This is a genomic window from Pseudomonas sp. 22490 (assembly GCF_052044465.1).
GTDB classification, from domain to species: domain Bacteria; phylum Pseudomonadota; class Gammaproteobacteria; order Pseudomonadales; family Pseudomonadaceae; genus Pseudomonas; species Pseudomonas aeruginosa.
Genome location: NZ_JBQENS010000005.1, coordinates 116,887 through 134,688 on the forward strand (window position 1 = coordinate 116,887; position 17,802 = coordinate 134,688).

At 63.3% G+C, this 17,802-nt stretch carries 19 protein-coding genes and 1 other RNA gene; 7 read left to right on the top strand and 13 right to left on the bottom strand.

All coding sequences use genetic code 11. The features are described 5' to 3' along the window. The 3 genes from mraZ to rsmI all read right to left on the bottom strand — a co-directional run bounded on the left by mraZ (position 1) and on the right by rsmI (position 2,009). Positions 1 to 456, bottom strand: a complete 456-nt coding sequence (mraZ, locus tag ACTJJX_RS07410) for a division/cell wall cluster transcriptional repressor MraZ (RefSeq protein ID WP_003103101.1) — start codon at positions 454 to 456, stop codon at positions 1 to 3. 314 nt (positions 457 to 770) lie between these two features. Further along, an RNA gene (gene rnpB, locus ACTJJX_RS07415) (RNase P RNA component class A) lies at positions 771 to 1,120 on the bottom strand. A 40-nt stretch (positions 1,121 to 1,160) separates the two neighbouring features. Next, positions 1,161 to 2,009, bottom strand: coding sequence for a 16S rRNA (cytidine(1402)-2'-O)-methyltransferase (gene rsmI / locus ACTJJX_RS07420; RefSeq protein WP_003120901.1), 849 nt, complete (start codon positions 2,007 to 2,009; stop codon positions 1,161 to 1,163). A gap of 126 nt (positions 2,010 to 2,135) precedes the next feature. On the opposite strand from rsmI, the gene ACTJJX_RS07425 reads away from it, so the two are divergent. The 4 genes from ACTJJX_RS07425 to ACTJJX_RS07440 are packed head-to-tail and all read left to right on the top strand — an operon-like array spanning position 2,136 to position 5,521. After that, positions 2,136 to 3,950 carry a penicillin-binding protein activator gene (locus tag ACTJJX_RS07425; RefSeq protein WP_003116210.1) on the top strand — a complete coding sequence of 605 codons (1,815 nt, stop codon included), beginning with the start codon at positions 2,136 to 2,138 and terminating at the stop codon, positions 3,948 to 3,950. Beyond that, the gene (locus tag ACTJJX_RS07430; protein WP_003110149.1) at positions 3,947 to 4,324 is read left to right on the top strand and encodes a YraN family protein; all 378 of its coding nucleotides are present in this window, start codon (positions 3,947 to 3,949) and stop codon (positions 4,322 to 4,324) included. Before ACTJJX_RS07425 ends, ACTJJX_RS07430 begins: the two co-directional genes overlap by 4 nt. Before the next feature lie 28 nt (positions 4,325 to 4,352). Next, positions 4,353 to 4,946 carry a phosphoheptose isomerase gene (locus ACTJJX_RS07435; RefSeq protein ID WP_003094149.1) on the top strand — a complete coding sequence of 198 codons (594 nt, stop codon included), beginning with the start codon at positions 4,353 to 4,355 and terminating at the stop codon, positions 4,944 to 4,946. Then, on the top strand, positions 4,943 to 5,521 hold the full coding sequence (locus ACTJJX_RS07440) for a BON domain-containing protein (RefSeq protein WP_003094151.1): 579 nt from the start codon (positions 4,943 to 4,945) through the stop codon (positions 5,519 to 5,521). Before ACTJJX_RS07435 ends, ACTJJX_RS07440 begins: the two co-directional genes overlap by 4 nt. A 56-nt stretch (positions 5,522 to 5,577) precedes the next feature. Here the strand turns inward: ACTJJX_RS07440 and ACTJJX_RS07445 are convergent, their stop codons facing one another. The 7 genes from ACTJJX_RS07445 to rplM all read right to left on the bottom strand — a co-directional run bounded on the left by ACTJJX_RS07445 (position 5,578) and on the right by rplM (position 10,361). Then, positions 5,578 to 5,985, bottom strand: a complete 408-nt coding sequence (locus ACTJJX_RS07445; protein WP_003094153.1) for a ClpXP protease specificity-enhancing factor — start codon at positions 5,983 to 5,985, stop codon at positions 5,578 to 5,580. Positions 5,986 to 5,996: 11 nt separating this feature from the next. Further along, positions 5,997 to 6,614 (bottom strand): glutathione S-transferase N-terminal domain-containing protein, encoded by a 618-nt coding sequence (locus tag ACTJJX_RS07450; protein ID WP_003094155.1) that lies wholly within the window; start codon positions 6,612 to 6,614, stop codon positions 5,997 to 5,999. Positions 6,615 to 6,689: 75 nt separating this feature from the next. After that, positions 6,690 to 7,472 carry a cytochrome c1 gene (locus tag ACTJJX_RS07455; protein ID WP_003094157.1) on the bottom strand — a complete coding sequence of 261 codons (783 nt, stop codon included), beginning with the start codon at positions 7,470 to 7,472 and terminating at the stop codon, positions 6,690 to 6,692. Then, positions 7,472 to 8,683: a cytochrome b gene (locus tag ACTJJX_RS07460; protein WP_003094159.1), complete on the bottom strand. Its 1,212-nt coding sequence runs from the start codon at positions 8,681 to 8,683 to the stop codon at positions 7,472 to 7,474. Before ACTJJX_RS07460 ends, ACTJJX_RS07455 begins: the two co-directional genes overlap by 1 nt. Then, complete coding sequence (gene petA / locus ACTJJX_RS07465) at positions 8,683 to 9,276, bottom strand: ubiquinol-cytochrome c reductase iron-sulfur subunit (protein WP_003100631.1); 594 nt, start codon at positions 9,274 to 9,276, stop codon at positions 8,683 to 8,685. Before petA ends, ACTJJX_RS07460 begins: the two co-directional genes overlap by 1 nt. 249 nt (positions 9,277 to 9,525) lie before the next feature. Continuing rightward, the gene (gene rpsI / locus ACTJJX_RS07470; protein WP_003098810.1) at positions 9,526 to 9,918 is read right to left on the bottom strand and encodes a 30S ribosomal protein S9; all 393 of its coding nucleotides are present in this window, start codon (positions 9,916 to 9,918) and stop codon (positions 9,526 to 9,528) included. A 14-nt stretch (positions 9,919 to 9,932) separates the two neighbouring features. After that, complete coding sequence (rplM, locus tag ACTJJX_RS07475) at positions 9,933 to 10,361, bottom strand: 50S ribosomal protein L13 (protein ID WP_003094164.1); 429 nt, start codon at positions 10,359 to 10,361, stop codon at positions 9,933 to 9,935. 245 nt (positions 10,362 to 10,606) lie between these two features. Between rplM and ACTJJX_RS07480 the strand changes: the two genes are divergently transcribed. Then, positions 10,607 to 11,644 (top strand): NADP(H)-dependent aldo-keto reductase, encoded by a 1,038-nt coding sequence (locus tag ACTJJX_RS07480; RefSeq protein ID WP_003098813.1) that lies wholly within the window; start codon positions 10,607 to 10,609, stop codon positions 11,642 to 11,644. 84 nt (positions 11,645 to 11,728) lie between these two features. Here the strand turns inward: ACTJJX_RS07480 and ACTJJX_RS07485 are convergent, their stop codons facing one another. Next, positions 11,729 to 12,874 (bottom strand): acyl-CoA dehydrogenase family protein, encoded by a 1,146-nt coding sequence (locus ACTJJX_RS07485; RefSeq protein ID WP_003120905.1) that lies wholly within the window; start codon positions 12,872 to 12,874, stop codon positions 11,729 to 11,731. Between the two features lie 253 nt (positions 12,875 to 13,127). On the opposite strand from ACTJJX_RS07485, the gene ACTJJX_RS07490 reads away from it, so the two are divergent. Together ACTJJX_RS07490 and ACTJJX_RS07495 are read left to right on the top strand one after the other, a co-directional pair. Further along, the gene (locus ACTJJX_RS07490; RefSeq protein ID WP_003120906.1) at positions 13,128 to 14,027 is read left to right on the top strand and encodes a GlxA family transcriptional regulator; all 900 of its coding nucleotides are present in this window, start codon (positions 13,128 to 13,130) and stop codon (positions 14,025 to 14,027) included. A 158-nt stretch (positions 14,028 to 14,185) separates the two neighbouring features. Continuing rightward, on the top strand, positions 14,186 to 15,148 hold the full coding sequence (locus ACTJJX_RS07495) for a hypothetical protein (RefSeq protein ID WP_003112749.1): 963 nt from the start codon (positions 14,186 to 14,188) through the stop codon (positions 15,146 to 15,148). Between the two features lie 64 nt (positions 15,149 to 15,212). Here ACTJJX_RS07495 and zapE read toward each other — a convergent pair whose 3' ends face one another. Continuing rightward, a complete protein-coding gene (gene zapE, locus ACTJJX_RS07500; protein ID WP_003094297.1) occupies positions 15,213 to 16,307 on the bottom strand; it encodes a cell division protein ZapE in 1,095 nt (364 codons plus the stop codon). A 94-nt stretch (positions 16,308 to 16,401) separates the two neighbouring features. After that, complete coding sequence (locus tag ACTJJX_RS07505) at positions 16,402 to 17,748, bottom strand: tryptophan--tRNA ligase (RefSeq protein WP_003112748.1); 1,347 nt, start codon at positions 17,746 to 17,748, stop codon at positions 16,402 to 16,404. Positions 17,749 to 17,802: the final 54 nt, after the last annotated feature.

A 17,802-nucleotide genomic window follows, 5' to 3' on the forward strand; every position in this document is an offset into this window, starting at 1 on the left:
TCAAAGGATCAGGTCGCGTAGTTCGTCCGGCAGCCCACCGGGTTGTTTGATTGCCGCCAGGTCGGCTTCAGCCATGGCGTTCCAGGCATCCTCATCCCACAACTGAAACTTGTTCAGTTGCCCCACCAGCATCGCCCGCTTGTCCAGCTTGGCGTACTCGCGCAGGCGCGGCGGAATCAGGAAACGCCCGTTTCCGTCCAGTTCCAGATCGACGGCATTACCGATCAGCAGCCGCTGCAGGCGCCGCGTTTCTTCTCGCAAAGAAGGCAGCTCGCGCAGCTTGGCTTCGATCAGTTCCCATTCGGGCAAGGGGTAAACGGTGAGGCAGGGGTCGACTGCGTCGATAGTGACGATGAGCTGGCCGGCACAACGCGAAACGAGCTCGTCACGATACCGACTCGGCATCGCGAGGCGCCCTTTGGCGTCGAGACTTATGGCATTAGCTCCGCGAAACACGTCAGCGCTTCCCCTGTGGTTGGCTTTCCATGCCAATTGATCCCACTTTTACCCACTTCATACCACTTCTGCACACTATAGAAATCCACACTCCCCACCGTCAAGGCGCGTCAGAAGTGAAAAATCCTTACAGGACGGAGATTTAGCGTGCTTTTGGAAGGTTGCGGAGCGCTTTTAGAAGTAAAAGAGATGACAAAACACAATAAGTCCAAAGTCTTAGCCTTCGAACTTAAAGTGATTTATCAAGAGTTGCGGCTTTTCGCTTTTGCGACGGACGGATAAAACCGGGAAAAAGCGAAGAGAGTGGGAAGAAGTGGGAGAGTCGATCTATAAGCCGGGTTCTGTCGAGGACAGCCATTCCTCTGGGACGCACATCACTGTACGCCTCAAGCGACCTACCCGAATCCAACGCGGGCCGCGCCAATGGATTCCTATTTGGTCTTGCTCCGAGTGGGGTTTACCTAGCCACGCACTGTTGCCAGCCGTGCGGTGCGCTCTTACCGCACCTTTTCACCCTTACCGGCGCTGTTGCGCTTAGGCGGTTATTTTCTGTGGCACTTTCCGTAGGCTCGCGCCTCCCAGGCGTTACCTGGCACTCTGCCCTATGGAGCCCGGACTTTCCTCCACCGCGCTATTGCGCGACAGCGACTGTCCAATCGACTCTCCGCCGACAAGGTTAGCGGGAGCAGGCGCGAAGAACAAGCTCAACTCTTCCCTTGGCGTTGCAAAGCCTGTTGATACAAAAGGTTTTTTCGCACCCCGGTAATTTCCGCCGCCAGCGCCGCGGCTTTCTTCAACGGCAGCTCGGCAAGCAGCAGGTCGAGCACCCTGAGCGCCTCCGCACCGATCGACTCCTCGCCTTCCGGCGCCTGCCACCCCGCCACCAGCACAACGCACTCGCCGCGCTGCTGGTTGCTGTCCGACGCGACCCAATCGTGCAGTTCGGCCAACGGCAGGCTGCGAATGGTCTCGAAGGTCTTGCTCAGCTCCCGGGCCAGCACCGCACGGCGCTCCCCGCCGAACACGTCGCGCATGTCCGCCAGGCTTTCCAGCAGACGATGGGGCGCCTCGTAGAAAATCAGCGTGCGCGGCTCTTCCTGTACCGCCTGGAGGCGGCTGCGTCGTCCCGCAGCCTTGGCGGGCAGGAAACCTTCGAAGATGAACCGGTCCGACGGCAATCCCGCCGCCGACAGCGCCGCGATCAGCGCGCAGGAGCCCGGCACCGGGACCACCCGGATACCCAGCGCCTGTGCCTGGCGCACCAGGTGGAAGCCGGGATCGGAAATCAGCGGGGTACCGGCGTCCGAGATCAGCGCGACGTCCTCCCCACCCTGCAGCCGGGAGATGAAGCGCCCGCCCTCCTCGCGCTCGTTGTGCTCGTGACAGGCCGCCAATGGCGTCTCGATGCCGAAGTGCTGGAACAGCCGGATCGAATGGCGGGTATCCTCCGCAGCCACCAGGGCCACCTCCCGCAGCACCCGCAGGGCGCGCGGGCTGATGTCGTCGAGATTGCCGATCGGGGTCGCCACTACGAACAGAGTGCCTGCTGACACGAAAATACCTCGGGAGCTATCTGAAAAGGCGGCATTGTATCGCGATTCAGGGTGCCGCCATCGCACCCGAGGCGGGCCTCCGGTACAATCGGCGACTCTTCGTGAATGCGCCATGAGAAGCCCTATATGATCGCTTGCCTGCGTCCGCTTTCTGCTCTGATCCTGGCCGGTCTGCTGACCGCCTGCGCGACCTCGTCCAATTCCGGACTGGGCGAACTTCCCCGTACGCCGAATGCCAGCATCGAGCAGTTGTTGCAACAGGCCAGCCAGAGCAAGCCCGAGGACGCGGCGCTGCTGCGCCTCTCGGCAGCGGACCTTGCCTACCAGCAGAAGGACCTCGCCAGGTCCACCGCCATCCTGGGACAGATTCCGCTGGAAAGCCTGAAGCCGGCCCAGCAGGTCTTCGCCAGCACCCTGAACGCCGAACTGGCCCTCGCCCGCAGCAAGCCCAAGGCCGCCCTGCAGGCATTGCAGCATCCGAGCATGCAGCATCTCAGCGAACTGCCGGTGACCCAGCAGGTTCGTACCCAGCGCGCCAAGGCCCAGGCCCTCGCCGCCGACGGCCAGGTCCTTGCCGCAGCCAAGGAGCGCATCTACTTCGCACCGCTGCTCGAGGGCCCGGCGGTGATCGAGAACCAGGAAAAGATCTGGACCCTGGTCAGCAGCCTGCCGGTCGACCAGTTGCAACCGAGCGCCAACGAAGGCGACCTCAGCGGCTGGCTGACCCTGGCACGCATCACCAAGACCTCGCCGACCCTGCAGCAACAGCAGGCCAGCATCGAGAGCTGGCAACAGCAGAACCCCGAGCACCCGGCGGCCAAGCACTTGCCGGCGGCGCTGGAGAAACTCAAGACGCTGTCCCAGCAGCCGCTGACCCGCATCGCCCTCCTGCTACCCCAGCAGGGGCAGTTGGCCAACGTCGCCCGGGCCCTGCAGGACGGCTTCCTCGCCGCCCACTTCCAGGCCCAGCAGGCCGGCCAGAATCCTCCTTCGATCAAGCTCTACGACAGTACCCAGGTGCGCTCGCTAGATGACTTCTACCGCCAGGCCCAGGCCGATGGCGTCGAACTGGTCGTCGGTCCACTGGAGAAGCCGCTGGTCAAGCAACTCGCTAGCCGCGAGCAACTGCCGATCACCACCCTCGCACTCAACTACAGCGACAACAGCCAGGAAGGCCCGGCGCAGCTGTTCCAGTTCGGCCTCGCCGCCGAGGACGAAGCGCGCGCGGTGGCCAGCCGGGCCTGGGGCGACGGCATGCGCCGGGCCGTGGCGCTGGTGCCGCGCGGCGAATGGGGCGACCGCGTGTTGGCCGCCTTCAGCCAGAGCTGGCAGTCCGCGGGCGGCAGCCTGATCGCCGCCGAGCATGTCGACCAGCCGGTACAACTGGCGCAACAGATCGCCGACCTGCTGCAACTGCGCCAGAGCGAAGGCCGCGCCCAGCGCCTGCAGGGCGCCCTCGGCAGCCAGATCGCCACCCAGCCGTCGCGCCGCCAGGACATCGACTTCGTGTTCCTCGCCGCCACCCCGCAGCAGGCCCGCCAGATCAAGCCGACCCTGGCCTTCCAGTACGCCGGCGACCTTCCGGTCTACGCCACTTCGCACCTCTACACCGGGACCAACAACCCGACCCAGGACCAGGATCTCAACGGCATCCGCTTCTGCGAGACCCCGTGGCTGCTCAACCCCAGCGACCCGACCCGCCAGCAGGTCGCCGCCCAATGGCCCCAGGCCAACGGCAGCATGGGCCGCCTCTACGCCATGGGCGTCGACGCCTACCGCCTCGCTCCGCGTCTGCCTGAACTGAAGGCCGTGCCGAGCCTGCAGATCGACGGCCTGACCGGTACCCTGAGCCTGAATCCGACCCAACGTATCGAACGCCAGTTGCAATGGGCCGAGTTCCGCAATGGCCAGGTCCAGCCGCTGGGGACCAGCAGCTTTTGACCGATAGGGAAAGCTCCCGGGACAAGGGGCGCCAGGCCGAGGAACTGGCCTGCGCCCATCTACGGCGACAGGGCCTTGCCACACTTGGCAAGAATTGGACCTGTCGCCGCGGAGAGCTCGATCTGGTCATGCTCGACGGCGATACAGTAGTATTCGTCGAAGTCCGCTCCCGCCGGCATCGCGCCTGGGGCGGAGCCCTGGAGAGCATCGACGCGCGCAAGCGGCAGCGCCTGATTCTCTCCGCCGAACTTTTTCTGCAACAGGAGGCGCGCTGGGCCAAACGCCCCTGTCGCTTCGATGTGGTCACCGTCGATACCAGCGACGGACAATCACCACCGCGACTGGACTGGATTCAGAACGCATTCGACGCCTGATCAGCCGCCCCACCGAAGGTCATTACCGATGGACATGCAACACCGTATCCGCCAGCTCTTCCAGGCCAGCATCGAGACCAAGCAGCAGGCGCTGGAAGTACTGCCTCCCTATATCGAGCAAGCCAGCCTGGTGATGGTCAATGCGCTGCTCAACGAGGGCAAGATCCTCTCCTGCGGCAATGGCGGCTCGGCCGGCGATGCCCAGCACTTCTCCTCCGAACTGCTCAACCGCTTCGAGCGCGAACGTCCGAGCCTGCCGGCCGTGGCCCTGACCACCGACAGCTCGACCATCACCTCGATCGCCAACGACTACAGCTACAACGAAGTCTTCTCCAAGCAGATCCGCGCCCTGGGCCAGCCGGGCGACGTCCTGCTGGCGATTTCCACCAGCGGCAATTCGGCCAACGTGATCCAGGCCATCCAGGCGGCCCACGACCGCGAGATGCTGGTGGTCGCCCTGACCGGCCGCGACGGTGGCGGCATGGCTTCGCTGCTGCTGCCGGAAGACGTGGAGATCCGCGTTCCTTCCAAGATCACCGCACGCATCCAGGAAGTCCACCTGCTGGCCATCCACTGCCTCTGCGACCTGATCGACCGCCAACTGTTCGGGAGTGAAGAATGAGCCGTACCGCCTTCGTCGCCGCCACCTTGGCCCTGAGCCTGGCCCTGGGAGGCTGCAGCAGTTTCCTCAGCGCCACCCGGGACAAACCGATCGACGACGATCGCGGGACCCGAACCATCGGCAGCAAGATCGACGACTCGCTGATCGAGACCAAGGCCGCGGTGAACATCGCCAAGGCCGATCCGGCCCTGGACAAGGACTCTCACATCGTCGTGGTCAGCTACAACGGCATCGTTCTGATCGCCGGCCAGACCCCGCGCGCCGACCTCAAGAGCAAGGCCGAACAGGCCGCGCGCACGGTGCAGAAGGTCAAGAACGTGCATAACGAACTGCAGGTGACCTCGCCCTCCTCCCTGCTCGCCCGCAACAACGACGCCTGGATCACCACCAAGCTGAAGACCCAGATGCTCAGCGATCCCAACGTGCCCTCGTCGCGGATCAAGGTGGTCACCGAGAACGGCATCGTCTACATGATGGGCCTGGTCAACCAGCAGGAAGCCGCCCAGGCTGTCCGCGTCGCCCAGGGCGTCGACGGGGTGCAGAAGATCGTCAAGCTGTTCGAATACATAAACTGAAGAACAGCGAACGAAAAAAAGGCGATCCTTCGATCGCCTTTTTCATTGCTCGCCGTTTACTTGACCACCTTCAGGGATGGCCTGCCACTGGGACGCGGCGGCTCATCGGACGGTCCGCCATCGTCATCGCCCGGCTCGTCGTCCACCGGACCCGGCTGCTCCAGATCGAAGACCATGCCCTGTCCGTTTTCCCGGGCGTAGATGGCCATTACCGCCAGCGCTGGAATGTACAGGCTCTGCGCCACGCCGCCGAAACGCCCCTCGAAGCTGACCGCCTCGTTGTCCATGTGCAGATGCCGCACGGCAGAGGGCGAGACATTGAGCACGATCTGCCCATCGCTGGCATAACCCGGAGGCACCTTTACCCCGGCGAACTCTGCGTTCACCAGGATATGTGGCGTGCAATCGTTGTCGACGATCCATTCATAGAGCGCGCGGACCAGATAGGGACGGCTGGAATTCATCTTCATGTTCCTTAACGCATATCTCGTTCAACGGAAGACAGGCTGGCCCGGAAGCTTTCCCGGGCGAATCCGCGCTCCATGTAGTCGAGCAACGGCTTGGCCTGCCGCGGCAACTCGATGCCCAGCAACGGCAGACGCCAGAGGATCGGCAACAGGCAGCAATCCACCAGGCTGAAATCCTCGCTGAGGAAATATGCCTTGTCGGCGAACAGCGGGGAAACCCCGGTCAGGCTCTCGCGCAACTCCTTGCGCGCCTGGACCCGCTCGGCCTCCTTGCTGCGCGCATCCAGGATCCGGTCCACCAGGGAACACCAGTCCCGCTGGATACGATGGATCAACAGGCGGCTGTTGGCACGCTTCACCGGATAATCGGGCAGCAGCGGCGGATGCGGATAGCGTTCGTCGAGGTATTCCATGACCACCGTCGGCTCGTACAGCGCCAGGTCGCGATCGACCAGGGTCGGTACGCTGCCGTAGGGGTTGACCTCCGCCAGCATCGGCGGACAGCGGCCCGCCTCGATATCGATCACCTCTACCGCCACGTTCTTCTCGGCCAGGACCAGGCGGATGCGATGGCAGTAATGATCGGCAGGGTCGGAATAGCAGGTCAGCTTGTTGATTGAAGCCATGGAGCCCTCCTCGCAGGTCGACTTGTGGGAGGTGAAAAGACGCGCGCGCCCNCGCTTCGAAGACCAACGTGCGGGTTAGTGCACGTCCTTCCAGTACTCGCGCTTGAGGAGATAGGCGAATACGAAGAAGAAGGCCAGGTAGAGCAGGACGTAGGTACCGATACGCTCGGAGGCCAGCTTGTTCGGGTTGGCCGAATAGGCCAGGAAGGTCACCAGGTTCTTGACCTTCTCGTCGAACTGGGCTTCGTTCAGCTCGCCGGTCTTCGGCACCACGGTCAACTGGTCACAAGCTTCGTGAGTCAGCGGGGTACCGGTCAACGGATCGAACTGCTTCTTGCCATCCTCGACCACCTGTACCTGCTTGCAGCCGATCACCTGGCGTCCCTGCAGGGGCGCCAGGACGTTCGGCATGCCGACGTTGGGGAAGATCACGTTGTTCACGCCCCACGGACGCTTGGGATCCTCGTAGAACGAGCGCAGGTAGCTGTACAGCCAGTCGGTGCCGCGTACGCGGGCAACCAGGGTCAGATCCGGCGGAGCGGCGCCGAACCAGGTCTTGGCGTCGGCCGGCTTCATGCCGATGTCCATGTGGTCGCCGATCTTGGCGCCGGTGAACACCAGCTTCTCCATCATCAGATCGGCAGGAATGCCCAGGTCGGTGGCGACACGCTCGTAACGCTGGAACTTGGCGCTATGGCAGCCCATGCAGTAGTTGGCGAAGGTACGCGCGCCATCCTGCATGGCCGCCTTGTCGGTCAGGTCGATATCGACATGATCCAGTTGCGGCCCATGGCCGCCAGCGGCGAAACCCAGGACTGGCAGTACCGCCAGAATCAGTGCAGCGAATTGCTTTTTCATCAGCCAGTCACCCTTTCCGGAACCGGTTTGGTCTTCTCCATCCGGGTGTAGAACGGCATCAGGATGAAGAAGGCGAAATACAGGACGGTGCAAACGCGCGACAGGGTAGTACCCAGCGGGCTCGGAGCCTGGGCGCCGTAGTAGCCGAGGATCACGAAGGACACCGCGAAGATCACCAGCCACAGCTTGCTCAGCCAGCCCTTGTAGCGGATCGAGCGAACCGGGCTGCGATCCAGCCACGGCAGGACGAACAGCACGGCGATCGCCGCACCCATCGCCACCACGCCCATCAGCTTGTCCGGAACCGCGCGGAGGATCGCGTAGAACGGGGTGAAGTACCAGACCGGAGCGATGTGCTCGGGGGTCTTGAACTGGTTGGCCATCTCGAAGTTGGGCTTCTCGAGGAAGTAGCCGCCCATTTCCGGGAAGAAGAAGATCACGGTGCAGAAGATGAACAGGAACACCACCACACCGACGATATCCTTCACGGTGTAGTACGGATGGAACGCGATGCCGTCCAGCGGTACGCCGTTCTCGTCCTTCTTCTTCTTGATGTCAACGCCGTCCGGGTTGTTCGAACCGACTTCGTGCAGCGCCAGGATGTGCAGCACGACCAGGCCGAGCAGGACGATCGGCAGGGCGATCACATGCAGGGCGAAGAAGCGGTTCAGGGTGATGCCGGAGATCAGGAAGTCACCGCGGATCCACTGGGCCAGGTCTTCGCCGACCACCGGAATCGCGCCGAACAGGGAAATGATCACCTGGGCGCCCCAGTAGGACATCTGACCCCAAGGCAGCAGGTAGCCCATGAAGGCCTCGGCCATCAGCGCCAGGTAGATCAGCATGCCGAAGATCCACACCAGCTCGCGCGGCTTCTGATAGGAGCCGTAGAGCAGGCCGCGGAACATGTGCAGGTAGACCACGATGAAGAACGCCGATGCACCGGTGGAGTGCATGTAGCGAATGATCCAGCCGTAGTCGACATCGCGCATGATGTATTCGACGGAAGCGAACGCCTCTTCGGCCGACGGCGTGAAGCTCATGGTCAGCCAGATGCCGGTGAGGATCTGGTTGACCAGCACCAGCAGCGCCAGGGAACCGAAGAAATACCAGAAGTTGAAGTTCTTCGGTGCGTAGTACTTGCTCAGATGGTCTTCCCACATCTTGGTCGCGGGAAAACGCGCATCGACCCAAGCCATGAACTTGTTCATCAGGCTTTCTCCTGGTCCACGCCGATGGTGATGACGTCGTCAGCATCGAACGTATAAGGCGGAATCGGCAGGTTCAGCGGCGCTGGCTGGCCTTTGTAGACACGACCGGCGAGGTCGTAGTGGGAGCCGTGGCAAGGGCAGAAGTAGCCACCCTTCCAGTCCGGACCGAGGTCGGCGGGGGCGACTTCGGGACGGAAGGTCGGCGAGCAGCCCAGGTGGGTGCAGATGCCGACGATCACCGCCAGTTCCGGCTTGATCGAGCGAAGCTTGGGATCGACGTACTCCGGCTGCTCCGAGGCCTTGGAGTCCGGGTCGGCCAGTTGTCCTTCGAGGCTCGGCAGGGCGTCCAGCATCTCCTTCGTGCGGTGCACGATGAATACAGGCTTGCCGCGCCATTCAGCGATGATCTGCTGACCTGGATCGATCTTGCCCACGTTCACCTGCACCGGCGCGCCAGCAGCCTTGGCTTTGGCACTGGGGAACCATGACCCTACGAACGGGACCGCAGCACCCACCGCTCCCGCCGCGCCAACCACAGAGGTGGCCGCGACGAGGAAGCGACGCCGGCCTGCATTCACGCCGTCATTACTCATTCAGTCGTCTCCCATCAGCTTCAGACCTGTTCTAATCAGGCCTTTAAGTAAAAATTCGAGCCGCGCAAAAAATTCGCCAAATGGTAAAGAAAACCCCCTTTGATGACAAGGTAATAGCCTGACACAAAACGCCCGAAACCCTTGTAGGGCGCGCCCTTCGGCCATGCGACACCTTGCCGCAGAGTTAAAGCGTAGACATAAAAAAACGCCCAGCTCCGAAGAGGTGGGCGTTTTTCAGCAAGCGTCGAATTAACGCTTGGAGTACTGCGGACGCTTACGCGCTTTACGCAGACCGACTTTCTTACGCTCGACTTCACGGGCATCGCGAGTCACGTAGCCGGCCTTGCGCAGCGAGCTACGCAGGGTTTCGTCGTACTCGATCAGGGCACGGGTGATGCCGTGACGGATCGCACCGGCCTGACCGCTTACGCCACCGCCAACGACGGTAACGAAGATGTCGAACTTCTCGACGGTCTCGGTCAGCTCGAGCGGCTGACGCACGACCATGCGAGCGGTTTCACGACCGAAGAACTGATCGAGACCACGGTTGTTGATGGAAATCTTGCCAGTACCCGGACGCAGGAAGACGCGAGCGGTAGCGGTCTTACGACGGCCAGTGCCGTAATTTTGAGTCGCCGACATAATGAGCTATCCCGTTAAATCTTCAGTTCTTGGGGCTGCTGAGCGGTGTGCGGGTGGCTGGCACCCTTGTACACCTTCAGCTTGCGATACATATCGCGACCCAGAGGGTTCTTCGGCAGCATGCCTTTTACAGCGGTCTCGATGACGCGCTCAGGGGCCTTGGCGATCAGCTTCTCGAAGTTGATCGACTTGATGCCGCCCGGGAAGCCGGAGTGGTGGTAGTACATCTTGTCGGTGGTCTTGGCACCGGTCACACGCACCTGCTCGGCGTTGATGACGACGATGTAGTCGCCGGTGTCAACGTGCGGAGTGTACTCAGGCTTGTGCTTGCCACGCAGGCGGCGGGCAATTTCGGTCGCCAGACGACCCAGGGTCTGGCCGGCAGCGTCGACGACGAACCAGTCGCGCTGTACAGTTTCCGGTTTCGCGGTATAGGTTTTCATTCGTTATAGCCTCAGGGGCCGCCTGAAAATAAGACGGCGAATCTTACTGGACAGTGGTTGCCTTGACAAGTCAAGGACAGCCGAAAACAGACACGAATTGGGGCTCGGGTCGGTGTGCGTCCGTAACGACTAGATACATCGATCGGCAGGCTTGGCATCCCCCACCGATGAAAGGCTGCGGAATTATGCAGATTTCGCCAGAATTTACAACCGCATTAACCACTTAATTTCACGAGGACACCCGCATGGAGTATCGCCCGCTCGGCCGCACCGATCTGAAAGTCAGCGCCCTCTGCCTCGGCACCATGACCTGGGGCGAGCAGAACAGCGAGCAGGACGCCTTCGCCCAGATCGCCAGGGCCAAGGCCGCCGGGATCAATTTCATGGATACCGCCGAAATGTATCCGGTGCCGCCCCGCGCCGAGACCTACGCCAGCACCGAGCGCATCATCGGCAACTGGTTCCGCCGCAGCAGCGACCGCGCCGACTGGATCCTCGCCAGCAAGATCGCCGGCCCCGGCAACGGCATCAGCCATGTGCGCGACGGCAACCTCAAGTTCAACCGCCAGCACATCGTCGCCGCCCTCGATGCCAGCCTGGAGCGCCTGCAGACAGACTGGCTGGACCTCTACCAGTTGCACTGGCCGGAGCGGCGGACCAACTTCTTCGGCCAGCTCGGCTACCAGCACCAGGAAGAGAGCTTCACACCGCTGGAGGAAACCCTGGAAGTGCTCGACGAGCAGGTGCGCGCCGGCAAGATCCGCCACATCGGCCTGTCCAACGAGACGCCCTGGGGCACCATGACCTTCCTCAGGCTCGCCGAGGAGCGCGGCTGGCCGCGCGCGGTATCGATCCAGAACCCCTACAACCTGCTCAACCGCAGCTTCGAGGTGGGCCTGGCGGAAATCGCCATCCGCGAGCAGTGCGGCCTGCTGGCCTACTCGCCGATGGCCTTCGGCATGCTTTCCGGCAAGTACGCGGACGGCGCCCGCCCGGCCAACGCGCGCATCAGTCTGTACAGCCGCTTCACCCGCTACACCAACCCGCAGGCGGAAGCGGCCTGCGCGCGCTACGTAGCGCTGGCCCGCGAACATGGAATGGAACCGGCGCAGATGGCACTGGCCTACGTCACCTCGCGGCCGTTCGTGACCAGCAACATCATCGGCGCCACCTCGCTGGAACAGCTGGAAACCAATCTCGGCAGCGTCGACCTGAGGCTGGACGAGGAATTGCTCGCCGGTATCGATGCAATCCACCGGGAGCAACCGAACCCGGCTCCCTGAGCCTCCAGGGGCCTGGCGCTGCCGCGGGTTCGGCGGACAACCGCGCGATGCGGTCGTCCGCCCCTCCCGGTGACCAGGCGCGCCTCACAGGGCCCGCGCGATGATCTCCTTCATGATCTCGTTGGTACCGGCGTAGATCCGCTGCACCCGGGCATCGGCCCAGGCCCGCGCCACCGGATATTCCCACATGAAGCCGTAGCCGCCGTGCAACTGCACGCATTCGTCGAGCACCTTGCATTGCAGGTCCGTCGTCCAGTACTTGCACATGGCGGCGGTGGGTACGTCCAGCTTGCCCTGGAGATGCTGCTCCATACAGCGATCGACGAAGACCCGGCCGACCTGGATCTCGGTAGCCATCTCGGCAAGCTTGAAGCGGGTATTCTGGAAGTCCGCCACCGACTTGCCGAACGCCTTGCGCTCGCGAGTGTAGTCGAGCGTCCATTGCAGGGCCGCCTCGGCCGACGCCAGCGCGCCGATACCGACGGTCAGGCGCTCCTGCGGCAGCTCCTGCATCAGGTAGATGAATCCCTGGCCGTCCTTGCCGAGCAGGTTCTCCCGGGGAATCCGCACATCCTGGAAGAACAGCTCGGAGGTGTCCTGGGCCTTCATCCCGACCTTCTCCAGGCGCTTGCCCTTGCTGAAGCCCGGCGTACCCGCCTCGACCACGAACAGGCTTATGCCCTTGGCGCCAGCCTTCGGATCGGTCTTCGCCACCACGATCACCAGGTCGGCGAGGAAGCCGTTGGTGATGAAGGTCTTCGAGCCATTGATGACGTACTCGTCGCCATCCAGTACCGCAGTGGTCTTCACCCCTTGCAGGTCGGAACCAGCCCCCGGCTCGGTCATGGCGATGGCCGCGACCATCTCGCCGGATACCAGCTTCGGCAGGTACTTGCGCTTCAGCGCCTCGCTGCCGTAGTGGAGGATGTAGGGTGCAGCGATGTCCGAATGCAGGGAGAAACCGATCCCGGTCAGGCCGGCCCGACCGATCTCTTCGATGACCACGGCGCTGTAGAGGAAGTCCGCGCCCATCCCGCCATACTCTTCCGGCAGGTGCGAACAGAGCATTCCGGCCTCGCCGGCCTTGTTCCAGAGCGCGCGGTCGACATGCCCATCCTTTTCCCATTGGTGATGGAAAGGCACGGCTTCCTGTTCGAGGAACTTGCGCACGCTGTCGCGAAACAGTTCGTGGTCGGAGCTGAACAGGGTTCTCGGTATCATCGTGGTCACCTGGAAACGGTCTGGGATCGGGTTGGCTGCACGCGGCAGGTCTTCGACTGTAGGGAAATGCCCCGACCGACGCACTGGACAGTTGCGCCAAAAAATAAGACGATCCAGCCGCCTTTTGACCGCTTTCCCTTACTCACAACAACGATAAAAATCCATGCGCGCTCAATCCGCTCCGGTGCTGAAACATGTCGGCATCGTCGCCATCGACGGCGTCTTCGCCTCGACCCTGATGCAGGCCAAGGACTTCTTCCACATGGCCAGCCTGCGCCACGGCAAGCAGCAGGGCCTCGGTCTCCAGCCGGCCTTCCGCACCCGCATCCTCAGCCCCGACGGCCAGCCGGTACGCAGCTTCAGCGGCGACAGCATCGCCGTCGACGGTCCCCTCGCCGCCTGCGATATCGTGGTCCTGCCCGCCTTCTGGGGCGACTTCGACGCGCTCGAACGGCGCTATCCGCAAATCGTTCCCTGGTTGCGCCGCAGCCATGCCGAGGGAACCGCCCTCTGCGGCGAGGCGACCGGGGTTTTCTGGCTGGCCCAGGCAGGCCTGCTGGATGGCAAGGAAGCGACCACCTACTGGCGCTTCTATCGGGAATTCGCCGAACGCTTCCCGAACGTGCTGCTCAACCAGGAGAAGCACCTGACTGATGCCGACGACCTGTTCTGCGCCAGCGGCGTCACCTCCGCCTGCGACCTCTACATCTATCTGATCGAGCGTTTCTGCGGCGGATCGGTGGCCCAGGCGGTGGCCCGGGATACCCTCTACGAAGTACAGCGCAGCTACACCCCAGGGCGTATCGGCTTCGGCGGACAGAAGCTGCACCATGACCCGACGATCCTGCAGATCCAGCAATGGCTGGAAGACCACTTCGCCGACAAGTTCCGTTTCGAGGACGTCGCCCGCGACCACGGCATGAGCATCCGCAACTTCATGCGGCGCTTCCAGGCCGCTACCGGCGACAAGCCGCTGCACTACCTGCAGCGACTGCGGATCGAGACCGCCAAGGGCATGCTCTCGAGCACGCGCAAGAGCATCAAGACGATCAGCTACGAGGTCGGCTACGACGACGCCAGCTTCTTCGCCCGCCTGTTCCGCCAGCACACCGAACTCTCTCCCCACCATTACCGTCGCCAGTTCATGCAGAAGGAAAGCTGAGCCGGACATCGCCGGGCCTGCCCGAACGGCATCGGCGCCGGCGCTTTCCCTACAGAACCTAGGATAGGTAGCCAGGTCGGCCTTCGCGGGTTCTCATGAATCCGCAGGCCCGCCGCAGACGCGGGCGTTCCGAACAACGACAAGAACGGACCTTTGCCATGCGCCTTTATCTGCTCGCCTTCCTGGCCCTCTTCGGTATGAATGCTATGGCCGCCGACAACTGGAAAGCCTTCCCCTACGACCAGAGCGCCTATGACTATCCAGGCGATAAGTTGAAGGAAGCCTGGCCGCGCCTGACCCGCGGCTTCGGCGACTATCCCTATCCGGACGCCGACTGGGTGGTGAACATGGCGACCGCCCATCCGGATGCCCTGGAAAAGACCGTGAAGGCCGGCACCGGCTTCACCGGCAAGCCGGAAGAGGCCGCGCAATATGCGGCGCGCCTGCAGGATGTCTGGCGCCTGCTGTTCCGCGGCGACTACGCCAAGGCCAAGGAGCAGGGACTGGCCCTGGGAGTCGGCGGCCAGGTACCGGCGATGTTCGCCCAGGTGCTCTACGCCATGTTCCTGGCTCCCGGCCAGGCGGAGAAACAGCGCCTGCTCGAAGAGGTCATCGACTACACCGAACAGGCCGGCCCGCTGGTCAAGGCCGATATCGTCGCCCAGTTCGGCAGCGTCTACGCCAAGGCGCGCCTGGCCGAGGAGCTATCGGTACCGGTAGTGCTCAAGCGCGGCTATACCAGCGAGATACCCAAGGAACTGGACGCCCTCCTGGCCAGGCAACCCAACCAGCCGTTCGCCCTGGCGCTCTACGGCGGCTACGAGGCGGGAGTGATCCGCAAGGTCGGCAAGCTGGTCGGCAAGATGACCTACGGGGTCAGCGCCGACAAGATGGAACAGTACTTCGCCCGCTCCTTCCGCCAGGCCAACGACCTGCCGATCGGCCACTACGAGTACGCCAACGCGCTGACCTACGTATACGGCGACGACGAGCGGGAGAAGGCCATCGCCCAACTGAAGCAGGCCGTGGCGATCAAGCCGATCAACGCCATGGAAGCCCTCGAAGTGGCCCATGCGAAGAAGCTCCTCGCCGGCTTCGAGCAGAACACCGCGCAGCGCTGAAACGCCGCGCGTCCATGAAAAAAGGGGTTGCCATCGGCAACCCCTTTCTCGTTTCCGCCCCGGATCAGGGCCGGTGCGGACGCGTCAGGTATTCGTGGGACTGCATTTCCAGCAGACGACTGAGGGTGCGCTGGAATTCGAACTCCAGCCGGCCGCCGCTGTAGAGATCCTTTAGCTCGACCTCGGCGGAGATGATCAGCTTGACGCTGCGGTCGTAGAACTCATCCACCAGGTTGATGAAACGCCGCGCCATGTCGTCCTTGGTGACGCCCATCTGCTCGACGTTGGAGATCAGCACGGCGTGGAAAATCTTCGCCAGCTCGATGTAGTCGTTCTGGCTGCGCGGGCCGTCGCACAGCTCACGGAATTCGAACCAGGCCACGTCGTCGCAGGTCAGGCGCGCGCGGATCTCGCGGTTCTCGATCATCAGCGCCTCGTCGCGCTGGGCCTTGGCACAGTCCGGGGTCAGGGCCTTGAAGCTGCGCGCCATCTCCTCCTCGACCTGTTCGCTGAGCGGCCAGTGGAACAGCTCGGCCTGCTCCAGCGCGCGCAGGCGATAGTCGACGCCGCTATCGACGTTGACGATCTCGGTATGTTCCTTGAGCAGGGCGATCGCCGGCAGGAAACGGGCGCGTTGCAGGCCGTCCTTGTACAGGCCGTCCGGCACGATGTTGGAGGTCGCCACCAGGCTCACGCCGTTCTTGAACAGCTCTTCCAGCAGGGTGGCGAGGATCATCGCATCGGTGATGTCGGAGACGAAGAACTCGTCGAAGCAGATCACCCGCGCCTCGTCGGCGAAGCGCTTGCCGATGATGGTCAGCGGGTTCTTCTCGCCCTTGAGGGTCTTCAGTTCTTCGTGCACCCGCTTCATGAAGCGGTGGAAGTGCGTGCGCACCTTCTGCTCGAACGGCAGCGACTCGAAGAAAGTGTCCACCAGGTAGGTCTTGCCACGGCCGACGCCGCCCCAGAAATACAGGCCCTTCACCGGCCCGCCGGACTTCCTGCCGAGCAGCTTGCCGAACAGGCCGGGCTTGGCGTGGTCGGCGGCGACCAGGTCATCGTAGAGGCGTTGCAGATGCTTCACGGCATTCGCCTGTGCGGCATCGTGGAAGAAATCGGGGCGTTGGAGATCGGCCTGGTAGCGCTCGAGGGGCGTCATGATCGGTAGCAATGCAACGAAAACGGGGCCGTCACTTTAGCGACGACCCCGTCTCTTGGCAATCGGCCATCCGTCGAGGATGTACCGGGGCTGCCTACTCCTGCGGTGCCAGCGCTTCGCGGGTGCGCTCGATGGCGGCGTCACGGGCGGCGGCGTCGGCGAAGGCCGGGCTCTGCGCCACCGCCTCGCCATCCAGCCACAGGCCAAAGGCATTGCCCTCGGCCCGCAGGTCGGCAGTCTCGCCAGCCAGCAGGCGCTTGCTCACCGCACCGGCGGCCTTGCCGTCGGCGAAGGCGCGGGACAGCAGTAGCTGTTCGCCGGCGGCGTCCAGCAGGCGGAAGCGGAAGCTGCCGTCGTCGTCGCGGAAGCTGACCAGGCGCGCAGCCTTGGCGGCCTTCTTCTTGCCGCTCTCGGCACTTTTCAGCGGCTCGCGCAGGGAGCGCAGGCCGACTGCCTCGCGCAACTCGGCGATGAATGGGGTGGCGATGCGGCGCGCCTTGGCGGCACCTGCGAGGAGAATGTCCTCGATATCGTCCGGCTTGGCGATCAGCGCCTGGTAACGCTCGCGAGCCTCGCCCAGTTCGTTGTCGAGCAACTGGAACAGGCGCTGCTTGGCTTCGCCCCAGGCCAGGCCTTCGAGCAGTTCCTGGCGGAACGCGGCGACCTGTTCGGCGCTGGCGAAGGCCGAGTAAAGAAGGAACAGGTGCGAACTGTCCGGGTCTTTCGGCTCGCCCGGCGCGCGCGAGTCGGTGACGATGCGTGCGATGGCGTCCTTGAGCTGCCTGGACGGGCTGAACAGCGGGATGGTGTTGTCGTAGCTCTTGGACATCTTGCGCCCGTCCAGGCCCGGCAGGGTGGCGACGTTTTCCTCGATCACCGCTTCGGGCAGGACGAAGAACTCGCGGCCGTTGCCGAACAGGTGGTTGAAACGCTGGCCGATGTCGCGGGCCATCTCCACGTGCTGCACCTGGTCGCGGCCGACCGGAATCTTGTGCGCGTTGAACATCAGGATGTCCGCGGCCATCAGCACCGGATAGCTGTAGAGGCCCATGGTCACGCCGGCGTCCGGGTCTTCGCCGGCCTCGACATTGCGGTCCACCGCGGCCTTGTAGGCATGCGCGCGGTTGAGCAGGCCCTTGGCACTGACGCAGGTGAGCAACCAGGTCAGCTCGGGAATCTCGGGGATGTCCGACTGCCGGTAGAAGGTCGCACGCTCGACGTCCAGGCCGCCGGCCAGCCAGGTCGCGGCGATTTCCAGGCGCGAGCGCTGGATACGAGCGGGATCGTCGCACTTGATCAAGGCGTGGTAGTCCGCCAGGAAGTAGAACGAATCCACGTCGCTCCGACGGCTGGCGAGGATCGCCGGGCGGATGGCGCCGGCGTAGTTGCCCAGGTGCGGAGTGCCGGTAGGAGTGATGCCGGTCAGGATACGAGTAGTCATGCGATACCAGATGTCAGGCAAAGAAAAGAATGGCGCGCCGGATGGTAGCAGGGC